The 20,805-nt window shown below is 60.8% G+C and carries 21 protein-coding genes and 1 pseudogene; 6 read left to right on the top strand and 16 right to left on the bottom strand.

What is annotated here, in order from left to right; all coding sequences use genetic code 11:
- Positions 1-101 precede the first annotated feature (101 nt).
- The 5 genes from ACS4RS_RS08485 to ACS4RS_RS08465 form a co-directional block, all read right to left on the bottom strand.
- On the bottom strand, positions 102-965 hold the full coding sequence (locus tag ACS4RS_RS08485) for an RNA polymerase factor sigma-32 (protein ID WP_012559312.1): 864 nt from the start codon (positions 963-965) through the stop codon (positions 102-104).
- Between the two features lie 377 nt (positions 966-1,342).
- Positions 1,343-1,915 carry a CarD family transcriptional regulator gene (locus ACS4RS_RS08480; protein WP_003543775.1) on the bottom strand — a complete coding sequence of 191 codons (573 nt, stop codon included), beginning with the start codon at positions 1,913-1,915 and terminating at the stop codon, positions 1,343-1,345.
- A 393-nt stretch (positions 1,916-2,308) separates the two neighbouring features.
- On the bottom strand, positions 2,309-2,647 hold the full coding sequence (fdxA, locus tag ACS4RS_RS08475; protein ID WP_003567552.1) for a ferredoxin FdxA: 339 nt from the start codon (positions 2,645-2,647) through the stop codon (positions 2,309-2,311).
- 194 nt (positions 2,648-2,841) lie between these two features.
- Positions 2,842-3,246, bottom strand: coding sequence for a S4 domain-containing protein (locus tag ACS4RS_RS08470; protein WP_439011329.1), 405 nt, complete (start codon positions 3,244-3,246; stop codon positions 2,842-2,844).
- Between the two features lie 2 nt (positions 3,247-3,248).
- Positions 3,249-6,494, bottom strand: a complete 3,246-nt coding sequence (locus ACS4RS_RS08465) for a helicase-related protein (protein ID WP_449313942.1) — start codon at positions 6,492-6,494, stop codon at positions 3,249-3,251.
- Positions 6,495-7,289: 795 nt separating this feature from the next.
- Between ACS4RS_RS08465 and ACS4RS_RS08460 the strand changes: the two genes are divergently transcribed.
- From ACS4RS_RS08460 to ACS4RS_RS08450, 3 genes are all read left to right on the top strand, one after another.
- Complete coding sequence (locus tag ACS4RS_RS08460; protein WP_003543790.1) at positions 7,290-7,445, top strand: DUF3309 family protein; 156 nt, start codon at positions 7,290-7,292, stop codon at positions 7,443-7,445.
- Positions 7,446-7,472: 27 nt separating this feature from the next.
- Positions 7,473-7,733 (top strand): YMGG-like glycine zipper-containing protein, encoded by a 261-nt coding sequence (locus ACS4RS_RS08455; RefSeq protein ID WP_011653968.1) that lies wholly within the window; start codon positions 7,473-7,475, stop codon positions 7,731-7,733.
- A gap of 194 nt (positions 7,734-7,927) precedes the next feature.
- Entirely contained in the window at positions 7,928-8,086 is a 159-nt protein-coding gene (locus tag ACS4RS_RS08450; protein WP_439011331.1) for a hypothetical protein, read from the top strand.
- 91 nt (positions 8,087-8,177) lie between these two features.
- Here the strand turns inward: ACS4RS_RS08450 and ACS4RS_RS08445 are convergent, their stop codons facing one another.
- Complete coding sequence (locus tag ACS4RS_RS08445; RefSeq protein ID WP_439011332.1) at positions 8,178-8,903, bottom strand: beta-ketoacyl-ACP reductase; 726 nt, start codon at positions 8,901-8,903, stop codon at positions 8,178-8,180.
- A 69-nt stretch (positions 8,904-8,972) separates the two neighbouring features.
- On the bottom strand, positions 8,973-10,154 hold the full coding sequence (locus ACS4RS_RS08440; RefSeq protein WP_439011333.1) for an acetyl-CoA C-acyltransferase: 1,182 nt from the start codon (positions 10,152-10,154) through the stop codon (positions 8,973-8,975).
- Between the two features lie 238 nt (positions 10,155-10,392).
- Here ACS4RS_RS08440 and phaR point away from each other — a divergent pair, with 238 nt between their 5' ends.
- Entirely contained in the window at positions 10,393-10,965 is a 573-nt protein-coding gene (gene phaR, locus ACS4RS_RS08435) for a polyhydroxyalkanoate synthesis repressor PhaR (RefSeq protein ID WP_439011334.1), read from the top strand.
- Here the strand turns inward: phaR and ACS4RS_RS08430 are convergent.
- The 5 genes from ACS4RS_RS08430 to mtgA all read right to left on the bottom strand — a co-directional run bounded on the left by ACS4RS_RS08430 (position 10,960) and on the right by mtgA (position 14,069).
- Positions 10,960-11,367, bottom strand: coding sequence for a hypothetical protein (locus tag ACS4RS_RS08430; RefSeq protein WP_003589652.1), 408 nt, complete (start codon positions 11,365-11,367; stop codon positions 10,960-10,962). The genes phaR and ACS4RS_RS08430 overlap by 6 nt on opposite strands.
- Before the next feature lie 143 nt (positions 11,368-11,510).
- A complete protein-coding gene (gene rpmF / locus ACS4RS_RS08425) occupies positions 11,511-11,696 on the bottom strand; it encodes a 50S ribosomal protein L32 (RefSeq protein WP_003543812.1) in 186 nt (61 codons plus the stop codon).
- Between the two features lie 156 nt (positions 11,697-11,852).
- Complete coding sequence (locus ACS4RS_RS08420; protein WP_439011335.1) at positions 11,853-12,500, bottom strand: glutathione S-transferase N-terminal domain-containing protein; 648 nt, start codon at positions 12,498-12,500, stop codon at positions 11,853-11,855.
- Positions 12,501-12,513: 13 nt separating this feature from the next.
- Positions 12,514-13,236, bottom strand: a complete 723-nt coding sequence (locus tag ACS4RS_RS08415) for a DUF1868 domain-containing protein (protein ID WP_439011336.1) — start codon at positions 13,234-13,236, stop codon at positions 12,514-12,516.
- Positions 13,237-13,331: 95 nt separating this feature from the next.
- Positions 13,332-14,069 (bottom strand): monofunctional biosynthetic peptidoglycan transglycosylase, encoded by a 738-nt coding sequence (mtgA, locus tag ACS4RS_RS08410; RefSeq protein ID WP_439011337.1) that lies wholly within the window; start codon positions 14,067-14,069, stop codon positions 13,332-13,334.
- Between the two features lie 134 nt (positions 14,070-14,203).
- Between mtgA and ACS4RS_RS08405 the strand changes: the two genes are divergently transcribed.
- A complete protein-coding gene (locus ACS4RS_RS08405) occupies positions 14,204-15,118 on the top strand; it encodes a farnesyl diphosphate synthase (protein ID WP_439011338.1) in 915 nt (304 codons plus the stop codon).
- Between the two features lie 8 nt (positions 15,119-15,126).
- Here ACS4RS_RS08405 and hisC read toward each other — a convergent pair whose 3' ends face one another.
- The 4 genes and pseudogenes from hisC to ACS4RS_RS08385 form a co-directional block, all read right to left on the bottom strand.
- Complete coding sequence (gene hisC, locus ACS4RS_RS08400) at positions 15,127-16,188, bottom strand: histidinol-phosphate transaminase (protein WP_439011339.1); 1,062 nt, start codon at positions 16,186-16,188, stop codon at positions 15,127-15,129.
- 16 nt (positions 16,189-16,204) lie between these two features.
- A pseudogene (gene ispG, locus ACS4RS_RS08395) lies at positions 16,205-17,453 on the bottom strand (flavodoxin-dependent (E)-4-hydroxy-3-methylbut-2-enyl-diphosphate synthase).
- A 208-nt stretch (positions 17,454-17,661) separates the two neighbouring features.
- Positions 17,662-18,855, bottom strand: a complete 1,194-nt coding sequence (locus ACS4RS_RS08390; RefSeq protein ID WP_439011341.1) for an MFS transporter — start codon at positions 18,853-18,855, stop codon at positions 17,662-17,664.
- 64 nt (positions 18,856-18,919) lie between these two features.
- Positions 18,920-19,696, bottom strand: a complete 777-nt coding sequence (locus ACS4RS_RS08385; RefSeq protein ID WP_439011342.1) for a DeoR family transcriptional regulator — start codon at positions 19,694-19,696, stop codon at positions 18,920-18,922.
- 300 nt (positions 19,697-19,996) lie between these two features.
- Here ACS4RS_RS08385 and ACS4RS_RS08380 point away from each other — a divergent pair, with 300 nt between their 5' ends.
- The gene (locus tag ACS4RS_RS08380; RefSeq protein WP_439011343.1) at positions 19,997-20,770 is read left to right on the top strand and encodes an amino acid ABC transporter substrate-binding protein; all 774 of its coding nucleotides are present in this window, start codon (positions 19,997-19,999) and stop codon (positions 20,768-20,770) included.
- Positions 20,771-20,805: the final 35 nt, after the last annotated feature.

The raw sequence follows: 20,805 nt of genomic DNA, 5'->3' as shown, positions 1-20,805 counted from the left end.
AAAACCCGGCTTACGCCGGGCGAGTTAGTGCTGCTGGAGGGGAATGAAGTTACGGCGCCGGGCGTCTTTCGACGCCCTCAAGACGCAGCAGAATTTTAAACCTAAGCATAGGCCGCCATGTGCGGATCGGCGCTCACCAGCGCGCTGCGGAGCTTCTCCATCGCCCGGCTTTCTATCTGCCGCACACGCTCCTTGGAAATACCGAGATCGGCGCCGAGTTCTTCGAGCGTGGCGCCGTCTTCCGCCAGACGCCGGGCGCTGATGATTTTCATCTCCCGTTCGTTGAGATGTTTCAGCGCCGAGGCGAGCCAGACGCGGCGGCGCTCGCCGTCGATCATGTTGGAAACCTGCTCGTCCGGCAGGGGATCATCGCTGACGAGGAAGTCCATCTTCTCCGCACTCTCGGCATCGCCGGAGACCGAAGGCGCCTGCAGCGAGGCGTCGTTGCCGGAAAGCCTGGCATCCATCGTCTGCACATCGGCGAGGCTGACGCCGAGCGCCGCGGCGATTTCCTGGTGAATGGATTGCAGCGTCAATTGCGTGTCGCCCTTGGCGAGCTTGGCGCGCAGACGACGCAGATTGAAGAACAGCGCCTTCTGCGCCGAGCTCGTGCCGCCGCGCACGATCGACCAGTTGCGCAGGATATAATCCTGGATCGAAGCCCTGATCCACCAGCTTGCATAGGTCGAAAAGCGCACGTCGCGTTCCGGCTCGAAGCGGGCGGCGGCCTCCAGCAGGCCGACATAGCCCTCCTGCACGAGATCGCTCATCGGCAGGCCGAAATTGCGGAACTTGCCCGCCATCGATATGACGAGCCGCATATGGGCCATGGCGATCTGGTTGCGCGCGCCGCGGTCGTCGTGATCCTTCCAGCGGATGGCGAGATCGTGCTCTTCCTGGCGGGCGAGATAGGGAGCGGCCATCGCGATCTTGATCATGCGCCGGTCTGCAGACATGTTCTTCATTTCGATCTCCTGAAACAGGCCTCTCGCCCTAAATGAACAATAAAACACACCTTCCGGAACATCGCTGTCCGGACTGAATGGGGGTTCTGAATGCATAAAGGCCTCGCCCCTGGACTTTTCAGGGGGAGGCCCTATTTCTCATCATGTGCCGTTGAGACGGCCGGGCTGGACCTGTTTCTTCACGTTGCCGGATGGGCAATATTGAAAAGGCATGATCCGCTCCTCATCGAACATTGACGGAATAGCAGTTAGCCCGTTGAGGCATATTGCCCGACGAGCAGTCCGCAATTACGTGTGTTAAACGCGGCAGCCGCGAAAAAGTTCCAATAAAAAACCCGGCTTGCGCCGGGTTTTTTGATAGGAAAAACAGGATCGCCTTAGGCGGCTTCGTCCTGCGAATCGTCTTCTTCAATCGCCTTGCCGCGCTTCGGACCCTTGTTGAGATTGGTCTCGACGAGGCGGACGGCTTCGGTTTCCGACATCTTGTTGACGGCGGCGATTTCGCGCGCCATGCGGTCGAGTGCAGCTTCATAAAGCTGACGCTCGGAATAAGACTGTTCAGGCTGGTTTTCGGCACGATAGAGATCGCGCACGACTTCAGCGATGGAAATCAGGTCGCCGGAATTGATCTTCGCGTCATATTCCTGGGCGCGGCGGGACCACATGGTGCGCTTGACGCGCGCCTTGCCCTGCACGACCTTCAATGCACGCTCGACGAAATCCGTTTCCGAAAGCTTGCGCATGCCGATGCTCATCGCCTTCGCGACCGGAACCTTCAGCCGCATCTTGTCCTTTTCGAAATCGATAACGAAAAGTTCGAGCTTCATGCCGGCAACTTCTTGCTCTTCGATAGCGGTGATGGTACCGACGCCGTGAGCGGGGTAGACGATCGATTCACCGGTCTTGAAGCCATGGCGTGCTGTGGAAGGCTTTTTCTGCTGAGTCGTCATTCTATTCAAAAACTCCCTGTTACGCTTCCGGCGGCGGCCGGAGCCGGGTCAGTCAGGCCCGGGTGAGACGGTAGAATCCGTCGGGTGACTTCACTCTGGTCCCATCGGGCAAAAGCAAAGACTTCTTGCGCACGATCTTGGGACCCGGCGCTCAAAGCGTTGATATGTCACGGAAACCGCGTACGGATTTGTTTTGCTTTCGTGATGGTTTTGGGCATGCGTCATGCCACAAATGGAACAGTAGACGAAACCTATCATAAAAATATGAGGAAATCAATAATTTGCTTCGCTTGAGTCATGCGGGCAACACATGTCACCCATATTCCTCACGCAGCTTTTAAAACGTTTTACCCCACGGCCGCCCCAATCCGGCGGCCGATTATGGCCGCCGTCTCAATCGCCGGAACCGGGTTTTTCCGAGAAATACTTCTCGAACTTTCCGGTCTCGCCATCCATCTCCTTGGCCTCCGGCAACGGATCCTTCTTGACCGTGATATTCGGCCAGATAGTGGCATATTCGGTGTTGATCTTCAGCCATTTGTCGAGGCCCGGCTCGGTATCCGGCTTGATCGCCTCGGCAGGACATTCAGGTTCGCAGACGCCGCAATCGATGCATTCGTCGGGATGGATGACGAGGAAATTCTCGCCCTCGTAGAAGCAGTCGACGGGGCAGACTTCAACGCAATCGGTGTATTTGCACTTGATGCAATTGTCGGTCACGACATAGGTCATGAAGAACTCCAGGATTCCATGCTGATGGGGGCCGGGCAACCTGGAACGTCGCGCCTATCCCCGTGCCGGAGGAAAAGCGTGGGCAGGCTTGGGAGGCAAGCACGCTTCCGGCAGGTTGTCAGTGACGTATCGGCTTTAACGCCGGATTTCAAGGATAAACGATCTGCAAAAGCCGCCGCCGCGGGCAGAGTTTTCTAATCCTCATCCGACATCAGCCTGTCGATTGCGCGTCGTTCCTTTTTGGTCGGACGGCCGGTGCCGGTCGCCCGGATCGCCTGCTCGTAGGGGGTGAGGCGTTTTGCCTCATCGGGCGCCGGCGACAGGTCCTCGTAGAGCAGGCGGGCCTCGTCGTAAGGCCCCCGCCGCTCGCCGGCGAGGCGCATGACGAGAACGACGTCGCGCCGCTCCAGCGTCAGCTCGATACGGTCGCCCGGCTTGACCATCTGGCTCGGATGATTGCAGCGCTCGCCGTTAACGCGCACATGGCCCGATTGGATATGGCTCTGCGCCAGCGAGCGCGACTTCACCATGCGCGCGAAGAACAGCCACTTGTCGATGCGCTGGCGCGAACCGCTTGTCGGCTGTGTCTCCCCGCTCATGATTACTTCTTCATCTGCTCCTTGAGAGCCGCGAGCTTGGCGAAAGGTGAATCCGGATCGATCGGCTTCTCCTTGCGCGGCGGCTTGGCCTCGAAGCGCAGCGGCTGCGAACCGCCGCGGTTGTTGTTGCGGTCGTTGCGGTCGTTGCGGTCGCCGCGATCCTTGCGGTCCTGCCGGTCGCCGCGCGGCTGATCGCCCCGCGGCTGGTTGTTGCGGTCGCCTCTTGCCTGCTGCGGCCGGCCGCCTTCGCGGCTGCCGCCGTCCTTGCCGCGGTTGTGACGACTATTGTCGCGACCTTCGCTGCCGCGATTGCCTTCGCCGCCTTCACCACCACCCGGCCGCCGATTGCGGTCGCCGCGTTCCTGGTTCTGGCTGCGCTCCTGACCCTGGCCGCCACGGCGTTCGCCATGCCCGCCGCGCGCCTGCCGCTGATTGTCGTTGCGGCCGCCGAGACGCCACAGAAGAACCGGCTTCGGTTCCACCGGCTCGCCGGCTTCCCCGGAAGTGGATACTGCTTCCTCAGGCGCAGACGCCGCTTCCGTGGGAGCGGAGGCTTCATCAGGAGCAGATGTCTCGACCGCCTCATCAGGAGCGGCGATTTCCACCGTTTCCGCCGCCGGCGTGTCGACATCAGCAGCAGCTGCCTCGGATGCAGATGGCTCGGCAGCGGTCTCTTCCGTCGCGCCGTCGGCATCGTCGTGATCGGCCTTTTCGGCTGTCTCGTCGGCAGCCGTTTCCGTAGTCGTTGTCGGGGCCGAAACCGCATCCTGCGTCGCAAGATGCGCCGATGCCTCTTCCGCCTTCACCGCATCGGCGCGATAGCCGAGACCCTTGAGGATTTCTTCCATGTCCTCGAGCGTCGCCCCGAGGATCGACAGCATCGCCGTCGTCGTCGTGAAGCGGCGGCCGTCATAGGCACCCTCCGGGCGGTTGCTCTGACCGGGCTTCCATTGCAGCAGCGGCCGGATGATATCGGCAAGCCGTTCGAGGATGTCGATGCGCACGGCACGCTTGCCGAGGAATCGGAAGCCGGCGAGCTTGTAGAACATCCGCTCGAAACTCGGGTCTGTGACGACCGAGGTGCGGCCGGCGGCAAGCACCGGAATGAGATCGCCGTAGCCCGGTTTGTCCAAACCGTCGTTCTTCAGCGCCCAGAGCAGCGTGATGAGCTCGGCCGGCGCCGGCTTCAGAAGTGCCGGAACGAAAATATGGTAAGCGCCGAAACGCACGCCGTAGCGGCGCATCGAGGCGCGGGCCTCCTGGTCGAGTGACTTGACCTCCTCGGTCACGTCGCGGCGGAACAGCACGCCGAGATTCTCGACGAGCTGGAAGGCCAGCCCCTTGGCCAGGCCCTGCAGGTCCTCGGCGCGCGACAGATCATCGAGCGGCTTCAGCACCGTGCTGATATGATGATTGACGAAGCGTTCGACACGGGCGGCGACATGATCGCGGGCATTGCCCGTCAACTGTTCGTCGGCCAGCAGAATCACCCGCGGCCGCATGATGTGATCACTGCCCGAAAGCCGCGCCACCGGGTCGCCGATCCAACGGATCAACCCATCCGAACCGATCGCCAGGTCGCTGTTGCCAGCGGCATGGATTCGAGCCGCACGGGCCTCGAATTCGAGCGCGAGCGCTTTCTGCGACGCAGCCTGAACCGCCTTGGCATCCGGTCCGTCCGTTCCCGCCACCGGCGTGAAACGGAATCCGCTCAATTGCCCTACATGATGTCCTTCAACGAAGACATCGCCATTCACACTGATTTCAGCTTCCAGCATCGCATTCTCTCTCAGGCGCTTCATGAGCACAGATGTCCTGCGATCAACAAAGCGTTTCGTCAACCTTTCATGTAACGCGTCGGACAATCGATCTTCGATTTCCCGCGTCTTTTCCTGCCAGTGTGTCGGATCGGCAAGCCAACCAGGCCGATTCGAAACATAGGTCCAGGTTCTTATCTGCGCGATTCGCGCCGAAAGCGTGTCAATTTCCCCATCTGTCCGATCCGAGCGATGAACCTGTTCCGCGAGAAACTGCTCGTTCACCGTGCCATAGCGCACGAGATCGGAAAAGAGGGTCGAGATAAGATCGGCATGTTGTGCCGGGGTGATACGCCGATAGTCGGGAAGCGCGCAAGCCTCCCAGAGTTTTTCGACCCGGGCTGGCCTGTCGGCAAGGTTGATCACCTCGGGATAACGCGAAAGCTGTTCCAGCGCTTGCTGGTCGACCGCAGGCAGCGCCCGCGTCAGCCCTGCCACGCGCGGTCCCGCCTCGAGGCTGGCGCGCAGCGCTTGGATCGAGGAGAAGTCCATCTCGGTGGTGCGCCACTGCAAAACCTTGACGTTGTCGAATTCATGCCCCTCGATGCGCTGCACCAGCTCCTCGTCGAAGGGAGAGACCTGCCCCGTGACGCCGAAGGTACCGTCGCGCACGTGCCGCCCGGCGCGCCCGGCGATCTGGCCGAGTTCGCCCGGGTTGAGATTGCGGAACTGGTAGCCGTCGAATTTCCGGTCCTGGGCGAAGGCGACGTGATCGACATCGAGGTTGAGGCCCATGCCGATCGCATCGGTCGCCACCAGATATTCGACATCGCCGGCCTGATAAAGCGCCACCTGCGCATTGCGGGTGCGCGGGCTGAGCGCGCCGAGCACGACAGCCGCGCCGCCGCGCTGCCGGCGGATGAGCTCGGCGATGGCGTAGACCTCGTCGGCCGAGAAGGCGACGATGGCCGAGCGCTGCGGCAGCCGGGTGATCTTCTTCTGCCCGGCATAGAAAAGATGCGAAAGCCGCGGCCGCTCGACGATCGTGATGCCGGGCAGGAGCTGCTGCAGGATCGGCTGCATCGTCGCCGCGCCGAGCAGCAGCGTTTCCTCGCGGCCGCGAAGATGCAGGATGCGGTCGGTGAAGATATGGCCACGCTCGAGATCGCCGGCGAGCTGCACCTCGTCGATTGCGACGAAGGCGGCCTTGGTCTCACGCGGCATCGCCTCGACGGTGCAGACCGAAAAACGCGCATTGGGCGGCGAAATCTTTTCCTCGCCGGTGACCAGCGCCACATTCTGCGCGCCGACCTTCTCCACCACCCGCGTATAGACCTCGCGCGCCAGCAGCCTGAGCGGCAGGCCGATCACGCCGGTCCCGTGCGCGACCATGCGCTCGATGGCATAATGGGTCTTACCGGTATTGGTCGGCCCAAGCACCGCGGTCACACCGCGCCCGCTCAGAATCATCGGCTGCGAAGTCAGAGTCATGGTCCATGCAAATGAGGCGGGCAGCCCCCAGGAAAACAGTGCTCCCGCGACGGAAGCCAGAGAACACATGGACAGCCGCCGCAGCAAACGCAAGGGCAGATTTCAAAATGCTGCTGGGATTACGACCTTTGCGAGTCACGCGGAACGCCCGCATCTGCGATTCGGAACAGCGTGAGAACGAATCAGCGACGAATCGCTGACTCCCGATGATTCAGCTTTTGTTCACGGCTAAGTATTGATTTTGAATCACTTTTTCCCACTAGATGCTGAATCGCCGGACTCCCTCCGCTTGGCATTTTCGTCGCCGCCATCAGCGAATCCGGCAAGCGGCGAACAATCGAAAATTGCGCCCGAAATTAACCTGTCGACCAAAGCCGGAACGAATCGGCGACGAATCGCTGACCGCATCGTTTTCGCCTTTCGTTCACGGCCACATCTGGTGGCGAAACTCGGCCGATGCGCTAAATGCGGATCGCCGACCGGCTTGCCCGTTCCGCCTTGTCCCATCGGCACTAGTCTTTCGGAAGCCGGATTCATATCCCGTTAAGCCGGGATGGTCGCTGGCGGCGCGCCGATCAAATACGGAACGAATCGCTGACGAATCGGCGACATCGGGACCTTCTCGCTTTGTTCACCGCAACATATTGTATTTGAACGACTTTTTAACCATACGGGCGGGTTTCCGATAGGGCGGGGGTCCGGGCGCGTCACATTTCCTGGCTTAACCGGGAACAAAAATCGCCAATGCGTGTTTCTGGTCCATTCAAATTGCGGATGAAATGAAGGAAACACACCATGCTTGGCACAATACTTCTTGTTATCCTCATTCTGCTCTTGATCGGAGCCTTGCCGAATTGGGGTTATAGCCGTGGATGGGGCTATGGACCTTCTGGCGGTTTGGGGCTAGTTCTCGTGATTATCATTATCCTTGTACTCATGGGCCGCATCTAAAGGCCAACAAACCTGGGGAGTTACGACATGATGAAGAAGATTGTTCTTATTGGTGCGCTCGTCGGCGCTCTGGCATCCTGCACAGCGACCGAGCAGGGCACGGCGATCGGCGCCGGCACCGGTGCGGTCATCGGCGGTGTCGTCACCAACAGTTGGGGTGGTGCCGCCGTCGGCGCCGTTGCCGGCGGTCTGACCGGCGCTCTCATCGGCCAGTCGGTCGAGCGCCGCGGCTACTGCGTCTATCGCGACCGCTACGGCCGCCGCTACGAGGCTCGTTGCCGCTACTGATCGGCAAAAGCATATCGGACTTCCCAACGGGCGCTTCGGCGCCCGTTTTTCTTTGATGCCCGCCTCCGTCAACGCGGCGTTGACGATCGGTCGCCAAAGCCAAACCTACCGACCTTCATCAGGCAGGCGCATATTTCCATCATGAGCGCAGCGGGCAGGCGAAGCCGCCCGACGCATCTGAAAGGAACGCTTCCATGGGTCAGATTTTCCTGAATTCCGCCGTCGCCATTCTCATCGCCTTGGCTTTCCTGACAACCGCGATTTCAGCTCTTCGCGGCCGGGATCGCTCACCGCAGCGTGTGCCGGTCAAGATTCCGCCACGGCGTCACCAAAACGCCGGCGACCGTTCCTGATGTCCGCACCGAGGGCAGCCATGAAAAAAGCGATAGCGCGTCCGGCTGGACGCGCTATCGCTTTCAAGTCGATTCCGATTATCGGGGCCGGTCAGACGAAGAACTGCCCGCCATTGGCGGTCAGCGTCGAACCGGTGATGAAGCCGGCATCGTCGGAGGCGAGGAAGGTAACGCAGCGCGCAATTTCCTCAGGCTCGCCGAGACGGCCGACGGGGATCTGCGGAATGATGCGTTCGTTCAGCACCTTCTCCGGCACGGCAAGCACCATCTCGGTTCCGATGTAACCGGGGCAGATGGCGTTGACGGTGATGTTCTTGGCCGCTCCTTCTTGGGCCAGCGCCTTGGTGAAGCCGAGATCGCCGGCTTTGGCCGCCGAATAGTTCGCCTGACCCATTTGGCCCTTCTGGCCATTGATCGACGAGATATTAACGATGCGGCCGAAGCTGCGGTCGCGCATGCCGGTCCAGACCTGATGCGTCATGTTGAACAGGCCGGTGAGGTTGGTATTGATCACCTCGTGCCATTGCTGCGGCGTCATCTTGTGGAACATCGCGTCGCGGGTGATGCCGGCATTGTTGACGAGCACTTCGACCGGCCCGATTTCGCTTTCGATCCGGGCGATCCCCTCGCCGCAGGCGGCGTAATCCGAAACATCCCATTTGAACACCGGGATGCCGGTGGCGTCGTGGAAGGCTTTGGCCTTCTCGTCGTTGCCGGCATAATTGGCGGCAACCCTGTATCCGGCGTTTTTCAGCGCCACGGATATGGCCGCACCAATGCCGCGCGTACCCCCGGTGACCACAGCCACTCTGCTCATGTTCCGCTCCCCTTTTGTTTTCGCCCCGCCGTGGCGGGGTTTTTCAATCCATGACGGATCCTATGCTGTTTAAAGTGCCTCGAAGCACATGGCGACGCCCATGCCGCCGCCGATGCAAAGCGTAGCCAGGCCCTTCTTGGCGCCGCGGCGTTTCATTTCGAACAACAGCGTGTTGAGAACGCGCGCGCCGGAAGCGCCGATCGGATGGCCGATCGCGATCGCCCCGCCGTTGACGTTGACGATCGCCGGATCCCATCCGAGATCCTTGGTGACGGCGCAGGCCTGCGCCGCAAAAGCCTCGTTGGCTTCGACGAGATCGAGATCGCCGACCGACCAGCCGGCCTTTTCGAGCGCCTTGCGCGACGCCGGGATCGGGCCGGTCCCCATGATCTGCGGATCGACGCCCGCCGTTGCCCAGGAAACGATGCGGGCAAGCGGCTGGATGCCGCGACGGACCGCTTCTGCTTCGCTCATTAGCACCGCGGCAGCGGCGCCGTCGTTGAGGCCGGAGGCGTTCGCGGCCGTAACCGTGCCCTCCTTATCGAAGGCCGGGCGCAGCTTGCCCATCGCCTCCAGCGTGGCGCCATGGCGGATATATTCATCGGCATCGACCGTAACGTCGCCCTTACGCGTCTGGATGATGTAGGGGATGATCTCGTCGGCAAAGCGGCCGGCTTTCTGCGCCGCCTCCGCCTTATTCTGCGAGGCGACGGCGAACTGATCCTGCTCGTCGCGCGAAAGCTGCCACTGACGCGCGATATTCTCGGCGGTGATGCCCATGTGATAGCCGTGGAAGGCATCGGTCAGGCCGTCCTTGATCATCGTGTCGACCATCTTGGCGTCGCCCATCTTGACGCCGCCGCGCAGGTGCATGGCATGCGGCGCCATCGACATGGATTCCTGGCCGCCGGCAACGATGATCTTGGCGTCGCCGGTGGCGATCTGCTGCATGCCGAGCGCGACGGCGCGCAGACCCGAACCGCAGAGCTGATTGACGCCCCAGGCCGTCGCCTCCTTCGGAATGCCGGCTTTTATCGCCGCCTGGCGAGCCGGGTTCTGGCCCTCGCCGGCAGCGAGCACCTGACCGAGGATCACCTCATCCACTTCCCCGGCATCGACGCCGGCGCGCGCGAGCGCACCCTTGATGACGGCCGCGCCGAGCTCATGCGCGGGAACCGTTGCGAAAGCGCCGTTGAACGAGCCGACGGCCGTTCGACCTGCGCTGGCGATGACGATGGATGAATTGCTCATGGTGACGCTCCTCGTTTTCGTCTCACTTACATAAGAGGAAACTGGCAAAGCTTGGAGCGCAAGTCAAACGCGAAGACCAGCCGGGGTCATTTTTCGGCACGAACGCGAAAGCGCGAATTCATCTGCTCTGTGAAAGGTTTGCCGCAACGCACAAAGAGATTGTCACCGGCCTTCTTTTGCGTTTACAGTCTGAAGTGGAGGAATATCCATAATTCAGACGGGGGTCCAGGAGACTGATATGGCGAAGAATGAGGGTCAGATAGTCATCAAGAAATACGCCAATCGCCGGCTATACAATACGGGCACCAGCACCTACGTCACGCTGGAAGACCTGGCGGAGATGGTGAAGAAGGGCGAAGAATTTACCGTCCAAGATGCAAAAAGCGGAGATGACATCACTCATTCGGTGCTGACCCAGATCATCTTCGAGCAGGAATCGAAGACCGGCAATACGCTTCTTCCGATCTCCTTCCTGCGTCAGCTCATCACCTATTACGGCGACCAGATGCAGATGGTCGTGCCGAGCTTTCTCGAACATTCGATGCGCGCCTTCAGCGAACAGCAGTCCCAGATGCGCGAGCAGGTGAACCGCGCCTTCGGCGAAACACCGCTCGGCAAGAACCTGCAACTGCCGATGCAGATGGTCGAGGACCAGGTTCGCCGCAACACCGAGCTGTTTCAGCAAGCCATGCAGATGTTCTCGCCCTTCATGACACCGCCTGCCAAGGAAAGCCGCAAGGCCGAGGCTAAGGATATCGATGAGCTGAAGGAACAGCTCCGCGCCCTTCAGAACAAACTCGATAACCTATAATCCGATCGAGACATCCCGCCCGGCGCTCCGGATCGACACGGCAAATCCACCGATCACATCGATCAGAGCGATCGTCATCAAAATGAAGAAGACCTGCGTCGCAGCATCCCGGACGAGCAGAAACTCGACCAGGAAGGCGATGAAAACCAGCATCGACAATATGTGATTGATGAGGTTGCCGGGACCCGTTCTGGTCGCCTTCAGGATTTCGAAGAACAGCACGACAAGCGCTATGACGATGAAGAGATCGCCGAGCGCCATGCTCCAGATCGCCCCGGAGATCATCGACAATACGATGACGTCATGCTGCAGCGCCGGAATACCGCCCTCGCCCATCAGGCCCAGCATCGCCAGATTGTAGAGAACGAACGGGATAATCATCAGCGGCATTGCGGCTATCATCGGCAATCTCCTTGGCGGCTGGAAGAATACTGCCGCAAAGCATTGCCCCACCGCAAGTCATTGCAAATATTATATCGCCGAATATGAAAAGGCCGGCGTGACGCCAGCCTTGAAACTTTCGATCGGACGAGCCGAATCGGAAATTATGCGCTTTCCTTCGGCGTCAGAACCTGGCGGCCGCGATACATGCCGGTCTTCAGGTCAATGTGATGCGGGCGGCGCAGTTCGCCGGAGTTCTTGTCTTCGACATAGGTCGGAGCCTTCAGCGCATCAGCCGAACGGCGCATACCACGCTTGGACGGGCTTGTTTTTCTCTTCGGTACAGCCATTTCTCTTACTCCACTTGCGGGCAAAACATTCCCACGGCCAGACTGGCGGCCGAAACGGACATGTCGCGATTTCGGAAATTTTGCGCGCTTATACATGCAAGGGGCGGCCTTGACCAGTCCCCATGCATATTTTTTGACACGCCGACGATTCCCACCTCAGACTTCGTCTTCCGGCACGACCCAAGGCTCGGCGCGCGCCGCCTCTTCCCATTTCCGCCAGGCCGGATGCGCCTTCATGGTCTGCATATAGGCGAGCGTATCGCTTCGGTTGACCAGCTCATAGATCTCGAACCGGTTGACGACGGGCGCAAACATCGCATCCGCGCCGCTGAACGCGCCGAAGAGAAACGGTCCGCCGGATTGCTGCAGGAGGTCCCGCCAGATTGCCTCGATGCGGCTGATATCGGTATCGACACCATCCGGTAGCGCAATCCTGGCCTTCGGCCGACGGATATTCATCGGGCAAGCGCTGCGCAGAGCCCGGAAGCTCGAGAGCATTTCCATCGAAACCGACCGGGCGAGCGCCCGCTGGGCGCGATCGGCAGGCAGAAGACCGGCGTCCGGATAAAGCTCGGCGGCATATTCGATGATCGCCAGCGATTCCCAGATCTTCAACGCGCCATGCTGCAGAAGCGGCACTCGTCCGCTCGGAGATACGGCCTTGATATTGGGGTTGCCGCCCGCGTCGTCGAACGGGATCAGGACCTCCTCGAAATCGATACCGACGCCCGTCAGCGCCATCCAGGGCCGGAAAGACCAGGAGGAATAGTTCTTGTTGGCGATGTAGAGCGTCGGTCTGTCCATGGACTTCTCCCGTTCAGGCGTCGAAATCGAAAATCAGCAATTCGTGGAAATGGTTCATGTCCTCGAAGACGCAGAATGCCGGTGGCGTCAGCTCGAAAACAGGGGCCTTGCGGCGGATGTCCTCGGCAGCGTCATCGAGCATCGCCTGCCAGCGCGGCAATGCTTCGTCCTCCAGCCGCTCGATCGCATAGGCGAAGGTCATGTGGAACTTGTAGTCCTCATGGTTCGGCTGGCGATAGCCGAAAAGGTCGGCAAAGGCGCCGCGCCAGGCGCGCATGATGCTGCGGTCGTTCTCCGTCGCCCCGTCGAGGAGCAGGCCCGACGGGCGAGCTTCGACGATAGCGACATTGAAGGGGTCGGCCATCGAAAAGCCTTCGAGCCGCGCCGCCAACAGTTCCGTCATGTCGTCGATCGGCGTCTCGAGGGGGAGATCGCCCGGCCAGCAATCCTGCCGGCGCCTGGTCTCGATGACGCCTTCGAAAAGCGTCATGTGAAGGCTTGATATCGGCGTGAAGAGGAACTGCTCGGCCTCCGGCATCGCCAGATATTTCTCCCGCGCCTCGATCAGCACCGTCTGCGTCCGCGACCCTTTCTCGGCATGGCAGACGATGGTGTTGCCGGCTTCCGGCAAAAAGCCGCCGGCTTTGCGATAACGGCTGCCGAGATGGGCGGGCGGGTTCGGATTGTGCGTCTTCGAATAGAGAAGAAGCTCGGGAGAAAACATCGTAGGGGTCATGGGCGACTCAAGGGTTCTGATTGGACTGCACCGCCCATATGACAAAACCAAGAATGTCAGATGACGCTTGGTCCTTCTAACGAGAAATTCTGATCTCACTCATAGATGCATTTGATGTAATCGCCGGAACCCTGTGCACGTCTCTCGATGACGCCGGCAAGCCGGCGAAGACCGCGGCCTGGTTTGCCGGCATTGCGGTCGATCGGGTTCGGCAGCGAGACCGCAAGCAGTGATGCCTGGCGCCGCGTCAGCTTCGAGGCCGGCACCTTGAAATGATGCTGGGCCGCCGCCTCGATGCCGTAAATGCCCGGACCCCATTCAGCGATGTTGAGATAGATTTCCATCAGCCGCCGTTTCGACAGGACGAAATCCGTGGAGACGGCCAGCGGAAGCTCCATCGCCTTGCGCACGAAGGAGCGGCTGTTCCAGAGAAATAGGTTCTTCGCCGTCTGCATCGGGATGGTGCTGCCGCCGCGCGTTGCCTGGCCTTTCAGCGTATCTTCGACCAGCATGCGCATTTCCGCCCAGTCGACGCCGCCGTGAAAGCAATATTGCCCGTCTTCGGACATCATTACCGACTGCACCAGAACCGGGGCGATCTCATCAAGCGACACCCATCTGCGGTCATAACCGCGCAGCAGCACGAGATCGCGCAGCATCAGCGTCGAGACCGGGTGAATGAAAGGCAGCAGGTAGAAAAAGATCAGCGCGTAAGGAAGGATCACCAGCGCCAGCACGGCAAGCACGATGCGTTTCAACACACGCCGGTCTCCGAACCATTGCCGACGGGCCGGCATGTCGGCGATGTCCTCTCTCTCCGGCGCTATATCCAATGTCCCCAGCCCGATTTCGCTCCTGTCGTTCTCATAACCCCTGTGGGCCGCTTATGCCAGAGTGCGTGGCGAATCTTGCTGCGCCATCGACAATTCCGTTGCAAGCCCGGGGGCGCTCATGCCAAACAGCGCCCATGGATGCGAACCGGGACACTTTCGAGACGAGGCTGAAGAACAACGCCCGCGAGATCGAGGCGCTGCTCGATGCATTGCTTTTGCCGAACGCCCTTTCCGACGAAATCGCCAGGCCAGAGACCCTGCGCAGCGCCATGCACTATGCCGTGCTGAACGGCGGCAAGCGGCTGCGCCCGTTCCTGGTGGTCGAAAGTGCCGCCCTTCTCGGCGGCGATGCTGAGGCCGCACGCCGCGTCGGCGCCGCACTCGAATGCGTCCACTGTTATTCGCTCGTGCATGACGATCTGCCCGCCATGGATGATGATGATCTCCGCCGCGGCAAACCGACGGTCCACATCCAGTTCGATGAAGCCACGGCGATCCTCGCAGGCGACAGCCTGCTGACCTACGCCTTCGACATCATCGCCGCGCCGCAAACGGCGCTTGCCGATACGAGCAAGGCATCACTGGTTCTGGCGCTTGCCCGTGCCGCCGGTCTCGGCGGCATGGCCGGCGGCCAGGCGCTTGATCTCGCGGCGGAAAAACAGGCTCCGGACGAGGCCGGCATCATCCGCCTGCAGGCGATGAAAACCGGCGCGCTGATCCGCTTCGCCTGCGAAGCCGGCGCCATCATCGCGGCAAGCCTGCCGGAGGATCGGCACCGCCTGCGTGCTTTCGGCGAAAAGATCGGCCTTGCCTTTCAGCTCGCCGACGACATTCTCGACCTGACCTCGGATGCCGCGACCATGGGCAAGGCGACCGGCAAGGATGCGGCCCGCGGCAAGGGAACCCTTGTGGCGCTGCATGGCATCGAATGGGCCGAGGAGCAGCTCCGCCAGCATGTCCGCGATGCCGATGCGCTGCTGGCCCCCTACGGCGGCCGCGCCTCGACCCTCATCGCCGCGGCGCATTTCATCGCCGACCGGAAGAGCTGAAGCGTCACTCAGGCTGCCAGTATTTCCTTGAGGGCGGAAACCAGACGGGCGCATTCCTCGTCCGTGCCGATGCTGATGCGCAGGAAATCCGAAATGCGCGGCTTGGCGAAATGCCGGACGAGAACACCACGCTCCCGCAGAGCCGCTTGAAGCGCGGCACCCGACCGGCTTTCATGCCGTGCGAAAACGAAATTCGCCTGAGACGGCAGCACTTCGAATTCCAGCGCTTCGAGGTCCCGGACGAGACCGTCCCGGCTGGCGATGAGCATCTTCCGGCATGTCTCGAACCACGCCTCGTCCTTGATCGCCGCCGTTGCAGCAACCTGCGCCAGGCGATCGAGTGGATAGGAATTGAAGCTGTCCTTGACGCGCACCAGCGCCTCGATCAAGTCCCGCTGCCCGAGCGCGAAGCCGATGCGCAGGCCCGCAAAAGAGCGGGATTTCGACAGGGTCTGAACGACAAGCAGGTTGGGATATTTGGAAATGAGCGGGATGGCGCTGTCACCGCCGAAATCGACATAGGCCTCATCGATCACCACGACCGCGTCCGGATGGGCGGCGACAAGCGCCTCTATATCTGCAAGCGGCAGGCCGATGCCGGTCGGCGCATTCGGATTGGGGATGATGATCGCGCCGCACGGCCTGTCGTAATCCGCCAGTCGGATCTGGAACTTGTCATCGACAGGCACTTCGATCGCTTCGATGTCGTATAGCAGGCTATAAGTTGGATAGAAGCTGTAGCTCACATCGGGATAGAGAAGCGGCAGCTGATGATTCAGCAGCGCCTGAAACGCATGGGCGAGGACCTCGTCGGAGCCGTTGCCGACGAAGACCTCATCCGTCGTCAGGCCGTGACGAACAGCGATCGTCTCGCGCAATTCCGTCGCCGCCGGATCGGGATAGAGCCGCAGACGATCATCCGCCGCTTGGCCGATCGCCTCGATTGCCTTGGGGGACGGCCCGTAGGGGTTCTCGTTGGTGTTAAGCTTGACCAGCCCGGGGATGCGGGGCTGCTCCCCGGCGACATAGGGACGGAGCTTGCTGACGATGGGCGACCAGTAGCGGCTCATTCGAATTCGCGGACCTTCATTCCGCCGCCGTCCGCTGGCCGAAACGCTTCTCGATATAGTCGACGACGAGCGCCTCGAAGTCGGCAGCAATATTCGGACCGCGCAATGTCAGCGCCTTCCGGCCGTCTATGAAGACAGGGGCCGCCGGCGTCTCGCCGGTGCCGGGAAGCGAAATGCCGATATCGGCATGTTTGCTTTCGCCCGGCCCGTTGACGATGCAGCCCATGACGGCAACGTTCAGCGCCTCGACGCCCGGATATTTCTCGCGCCAGACCGGCATGTTCTTGCGGATGTCGTTCTGGATGTTCTGGGCCAGTTCCTGGAACACCGTCGACGTCGTGCGTCCGCAGCCGGGACAGGCGGCAACAACGGGCACGAACTGGCGGAAGCCCATGACCTGCAGAATTTCCTGCGCCACCTGAACTTCGCGCGTGCGGTCACCGTTCGGCTCCGGCGTCAGCGACACGCGGATCGTATCGCCGATGCCGTGCTGCAGCACGAAACCCATCGCCGCCGACGAGGCGACGATGCCCTTGGTGCCCATGCCGGCTTCGGTCAGGCCGAGATGAAGCGCGTGATTGGAACGCTCGGCGAGCATGGAATTGACGGCGATCAGGTCCTGAACCTGGCTGACTTTGGCCGACAGGATGATTCGGTTGCGCGGCAAGCCGATCTCTTCGGCAAGGGCCGCCGAAAGCAGCGCCGATTGCACGATTGCCTCTCGCGTCACCTGCCGGGCCGAAAGCGGCGAGCCGGCTGCGGCATTCTCATCCATCAGCGCCGTCAAGAGATCCTGATCGAGCGAACCCCAGTTGACGCCGATGCGCACCGGCTTGTCATAGCGGATCGCCATCTCGATGATCTCGGCGAACTGCTTGTCCTTCTTGTCCTTGAAGCCGACATTGCCGGGATTGATGCGGTATTTCGCCAGCGCTGCAGCACAATCAGGATGATCGGCAAGCAGTTTGTGGCCGATATAGTGGAAGTCGCCGATCAATGGCACGTCCGTGCCGAGCCGCAGCAGCCGCTCGCGGATCTTCGGCACGGCCGCCGCACTCGTCACGGTCGACAGTGATGCGCACCAGTTCCGAGCCCGCCCGGTGGAGAGCGGCGACCTGAGCGACGGTCGAATCGATATCAGCCGTATCGGTGTTCGTCATCGATTGCACGACGACCGGCGCCCCGCCGCCGACGATGACACCGCCGACATCGACAGCAACGGACGCGCGGCGCGGTTTCGGATCAAAATCGGCAGTTGGAGACATTAAGAGTTCCTGGACCCCTGTAAACAGTGCCTTTCAGGTGGATCATGACTGCTTTCTTGTCAACCGCTCCTGATATCACTTTTATCGGGAGGCGGCTCAGAGCATGACACCGAAAGGTGTGAGCGGTTTTCTCATGACATCATGCTCTGACTTTTTAATGGAGAACAGGATTCAGTTTTTAGGCCAACCGGGCCTAAAATCATCCTGTTTAGTGGCCGCCGCCGGAGACTCCGTCGGCATAACGGGCCAGTTTGGAAAACAGCAGAACGACGAGCAGCAGCGCCGGCAGCGCCATGAAGACCGCCGCAAAGCCGACATGCTCGGCGACGAAGCCGATCAGCGATGGCGCAACCAGCATGCCGGAATAGCCCATGGCCGTCACGACCGAGATGCCGATGCCGGGCTTGAGGCCGGGAATGTTGCCCGCCGCCGAGAAGGCGATCGGCACCATGTTGGAAATGCCGATGCCGCAAAAGGCAAAGCCCAGAATGGCGATCTCGGCATTGGGCGCCAGGCCTGCAAGCAGCATGCCGACGATGGCAAACACGGTGCAGATCCGCAGCGTTTTGACACCGCCCAGGCGATCGCGCACCAGGTCGCCGGCAAAGCGCATGATTGCCATCGTCGCCGAAAAGGCTGCAAAACCAAGGCCGGACAGCGCCACGGAGGCATCCATTTCCTGGCGGAGATAGAGCGCGCCCCAGTCCAGAACCGCGCCTTCCGGCACCATGGAGAACAAGGCCATCAATCCGAGCAGCCACGGCAGCGCCACCATCGGCAGCCTGGTCTTTTCCTTCTTGGCATCGGGATGCGGCGGATCGGCCAGGATCATTGGCCACGCGATCGCGAGGAAGATCGCCGCCAGCACCGTTGCCAGTTCGGCATGACCGAGAATACCGAGCTTGGAGATCACGATGCCGCCGAGACCCGAGCCAATCAGTCCGCCAAGGCTCCAGAAAGCGTGGCAGGAAGACATGATGGAGCGGCGCATGGATTTTTCGACCGATACCGCATTGGCATTCATCGCCACATCCATGGCACCGATAAAACCGCCGAACAGGAAGAGCGAGATTGCTCCGGTGATCACGTTCGGCGCGAGCGTCAATGCCAGGAGCAGCGGCAACACGCAGACAGCCAGCAGCTGAACGACGATACGCGAGCCGTGTTTGGCAATCTGCGCCCCGGCGATCGGCATCATGACCAGCGAACCGACGCCGAAGACGAGGATCATCAGCCCGAGCTCGAACTTGGAGAGCGCCAGCCGCTCGGCAAAATCCGGAATCTTCGGTGCCCAACAGCCGACGACGAAGCCGTTCATGAGAAAGAGCAGGGAAACCGCCGCCCTGCTTCTGGTGATGAAACCGCTTCGAGCTGCCGGCGGCGCATTCACATGACTATCCATTTCTCGGTCTTTCCTCATTGCCAGGCTTGCACGCCCGGTTTCCCTAAGCTCGATGACGAGGGTCTCAGTTCGTTTTCTCGGCGACAACAGTCCTGCATCCGCGCGCGCGGTAATCGGCGAGAATGGCCGGATCCGCATCGTGCTCGACGACCAGGCATTCGCAATGGGCAACCGGCAGAATGCTATGGGGGGCGGCAGTGCCGAATTTCTCCGAGGTTGCCGCCACCAATACCTTTCTGCTTCGCGACGCCGCATAGCGTTTGAACTCGGCATCTTCGAAACCGAATACGGTGATGCCGGCCTCAAGATCGACGCCGCAGGCGCCGAGAATGCAGAGATCGGGCGAAATCTGCTCCATATCCCGCAAGGCTTTGGCACCGAGCGAACCGCCCGTCTGCCGGTCCACCATTCCGCCGATCAGGATGACGTTGACGGCGGGCTTGTCGATCAGCGCTGCGGCGATCGCCGGAGCATTCGTCGCAGCCGTCAGCGCAAGCTCAGCCGGCAGTGCATTGGCAATTGCCAGATTGGTGCTGCCGGCATCGAAGAATACGGTCGAACCGGCGGCAATCTGCTGTGTCGCAGCCCGCGCCAGCGCCTGTTTCCGGTCGACGGCAAAACCGATGCGCTGCGTCAGACTTCCATGCGCCGGCGAGATCGGCAAAGCGCCGCCATAAACCCGCTCGCAGAGGCCCGCCGCAGCCATTTCCCGCAGATCGCGCCGCACCGTATCTTCGGAGACGCCGAATTCGAGCGCAAGTTCCGTCGCAAGCACGCGGCCGTTCAGCCGCAGCCTCTCGAAAATCACGCCCTGGCGCTCGCGCAACAAAAAATCCTGCATGTTTTTACCGGATTGAAAATCTTGAAAACCTAAAACGTGCATAAACGCTTATGATCAGGCGCACAATATGCACGAACACACGTTTCTTGACGTTGTGAAACAAAGCTCACCGCCAGAGTGAGAATCCTGAGTGCCGCGCGGGGAATGAGTTTGTTTCTGCAGGATTCACGGCTGAGACGACCGCTTGAGAAAAATATTTGCAGTTGCTGCTTTTATTCGCAGTTTTTTACGCTTCCGGCGCCCTAAATTTCTGCGAACTATCCCTCATCCGATGACAACCTCCCAAGGATGGATAAAACAATGAAATGGTTGAAAACCGTCGCCGCTGCCGCCCTCATTCAGGCTGCCGCCCTCCTGCCCGCCCATGCCGGCGAAAACCTCGCCACCATCAAATCGGCCGGCGTCTTCAAGATCGGTACCGAAGGCACCTATGCGCCCTTCACCTATCATGACGAAAGCGGCAAGCTCGTCGGCTTCGACGTCGAGATCGGCGAAGCGATCGCTGCCAAGCTCGGCGTCAAGGCCGAGTTCGTCGAAGGCAAGTGGGATGGCTTGATCGCCGGCCTCGACGCCAAGCGCTACGACACCGTCATCAACCAGGTCGGCATCACCGAAGCCCGCAAGCAGAAATATGATTTCTCCGAACCCTATATCGCCTCCAAGGCCGTGCTGATCGTCCGCGACGGCGACGACAGCATCAAGACCTTCGCCGACCTGAAGGGCAAGAAATCCGCCCAGTCGCTGACCAGCAACTTTGGCAAGATCGCAACCGAAGCCGGCGCCGAACTCGTCGGCACCGACGGTTTCGACCAGTCGATCCAGCTCGTGCTGACCAAGCGCGCCGACGCGACGATCAACGACAGCCTGTCCTTCCTCGATTTCAAGAAGCACAAGCCGGACGCGCCGGTGAAGATCGCCGCCGAGCAGGAGAATGCCGATTATTCCGGCGTCATCATCCGCAAGAACGAGCCGGAGCTTCTTGCCGAAATCAACAAGGCGCTCGCCGACATCAAAGCCGACGGCACCTACAAGAAGATCGCCGACAAGTATTTTGGTCAGGACGTCTCGGAGTAAGCTCACGAGAAAGTCCCCTCCCCAACCCCTCCCCA

Source organism: Rhizobium sp. F40D2 (assembly GCF_051810745.2).
Taxonomy (GTDB): domain Bacteria; phylum Pseudomonadota; class Alphaproteobacteria; order Rhizobiales; family Rhizobiaceae; genus Rhizobium.
The sequence above is the reverse complement of the archived record's forward strand: the minus strand, read 5'-3'. Positions and strand labels throughout refer to the sequence as shown.

What these genes read in the sequence shown, in the direction of transcription:
- ACS4RS_RS08450 (WP_439011331.1), top strand. Translation starts at nt 7,928, where the DNA reads ATGGGTCAGATTTTCCTGAATTCCGCCGTCGCCATTCTCATCGCCTTG.
- hisC (WP_439011339.1), bottom strand. Translation starts at nt 16,188, where the DNA reads ATGAGCCGCTACTGGTCGCCCATCGTCAGCAAGCTCCGTCCCTATGTC.
- rpmF (WP_003543812.1), bottom strand. Translation starts at nt 11,696, where the DNA reads ATGGCTGTACCGAAGAGAAAAACAAGCCCGTCCAAGCGTGGTATGCGC.
- ACS4RS_RS08455 (WP_011653968.1), top strand. Translation starts at nt 7,473, where the DNA reads ATGATGAAGAAGATTGTTCTTATTGGTGCGCTCGTCGGCGCTCTGGCA.
- ACS4RS_RS08390 (WP_439011341.1), bottom strand. Translation starts at nt 18,855, where the DNA reads ATGGATAGTCATGTGAATGCGCCGCCGGCAGCTCGAAGCGGTTTCATC.
- ACS4RS_RS08385 (WP_439011342.1), bottom strand. Translation starts at nt 19,696, where the DNA reads ATGCAGGATTTTTTGTTGCGCGAGCGCCAGGGCGTGATTTTCGAGAGG.
- ACS4RS_RS08445 (WP_439011332.1), bottom strand. Translation starts at nt 8,903, where the DNA reads ATGAGCAGAGTGGCTGTGGTCACCGGGGGTACGCGCGGCATTGGTGCG.
- ACS4RS_RS08440 (WP_439011333.1), bottom strand. Translation starts at nt 10,154, where the DNA reads ATGAGCAATTCATCCATCGTCATCGCCAGCGCAGGTCGAACGGCCGTC.
- ACS4RS_RS08485 (WP_012559312.1), bottom strand. Translation starts at nt 965, where the DNA reads ATGAAGAACATGTCTGCAGACCGGCGCATGATCAAGATCGCGATGGCC.
- ACS4RS_RS08430 (WP_003589652.1), bottom strand. Translation starts at nt 11,367, where the DNA reads ATGATAGCCGCAATGCCGCTGATGATTATCCCGTTCGTTCTCTACAAT.
- ACS4RS_RS08420 (WP_439011335.1), bottom strand. Translation starts at nt 12,500, where the DNA reads ATGGACAGACCGACGCTCTACATCGCCAACAAGAACTATTCCTCCTGG.
- ACS4RS_RS08480 (WP_003543775.1), bottom strand. Translation starts at nt 1,915, where the DNA reads ATGACGACTCAGCAGAAAAAGCCTTCCACAGCACGCCATGGCTTCAAG.
- ACS4RS_RS08405 (WP_439011338.1), top strand. Translation starts at nt 14,204, where the DNA reads ATGGATGCGAACCGGGACACTTTCGAGACGAGGCTGAAGAACAACGCC.
- ACS4RS_RS08380 (WP_439011343.1), top strand. Translation starts at nt 19,997, where the DNA reads ATGAAATGGTTGAAAACCGTCGCCGCTGCCGCCCTCATTCAGGCTGCC.
- ACS4RS_RS08465 (WP_449313942.1), bottom strand. Translation starts at nt 6,494, where the DNA reads ATGACTCTGACTTCGCAGCCGATGATTCTGAGCGGGCGCGGTGTGACC.
- fdxA (WP_003567552.1), bottom strand. Translation starts at nt 2,647, where the DNA reads ATGACCTATGTCGTGACCGACAATTGCATCAAGTGCAAATACACCGAT.
- ACS4RS_RS08470 (WP_439011329.1), bottom strand. Translation starts at nt 3,246, where the DNA reads ATGAGCGGGGAGACACAGCCGACAAGCGGTTCGCGCCAGCGCATCGAC.
- ACS4RS_RS08415 (WP_439011336.1), bottom strand. Translation starts at nt 13,236, where the DNA reads ATGACCCCTACGATGTTTTCTCCCGAGCTTCTTCTCTATTCGAAGACG.
- ACS4RS_RS08460 (WP_003543790.1), top strand. Translation starts at nt 7,290, where the DNA reads ATGCTTGGCACAATACTTCTTGTTATCCTCATTCTGCTCTTGATCGGA.
- phaR (WP_439011334.1), top strand. Translation starts at nt 10,393, where the DNA reads ATGGCGAAGAATGAGGGTCAGATAGTCATCAAGAAATACGCCAATCGC.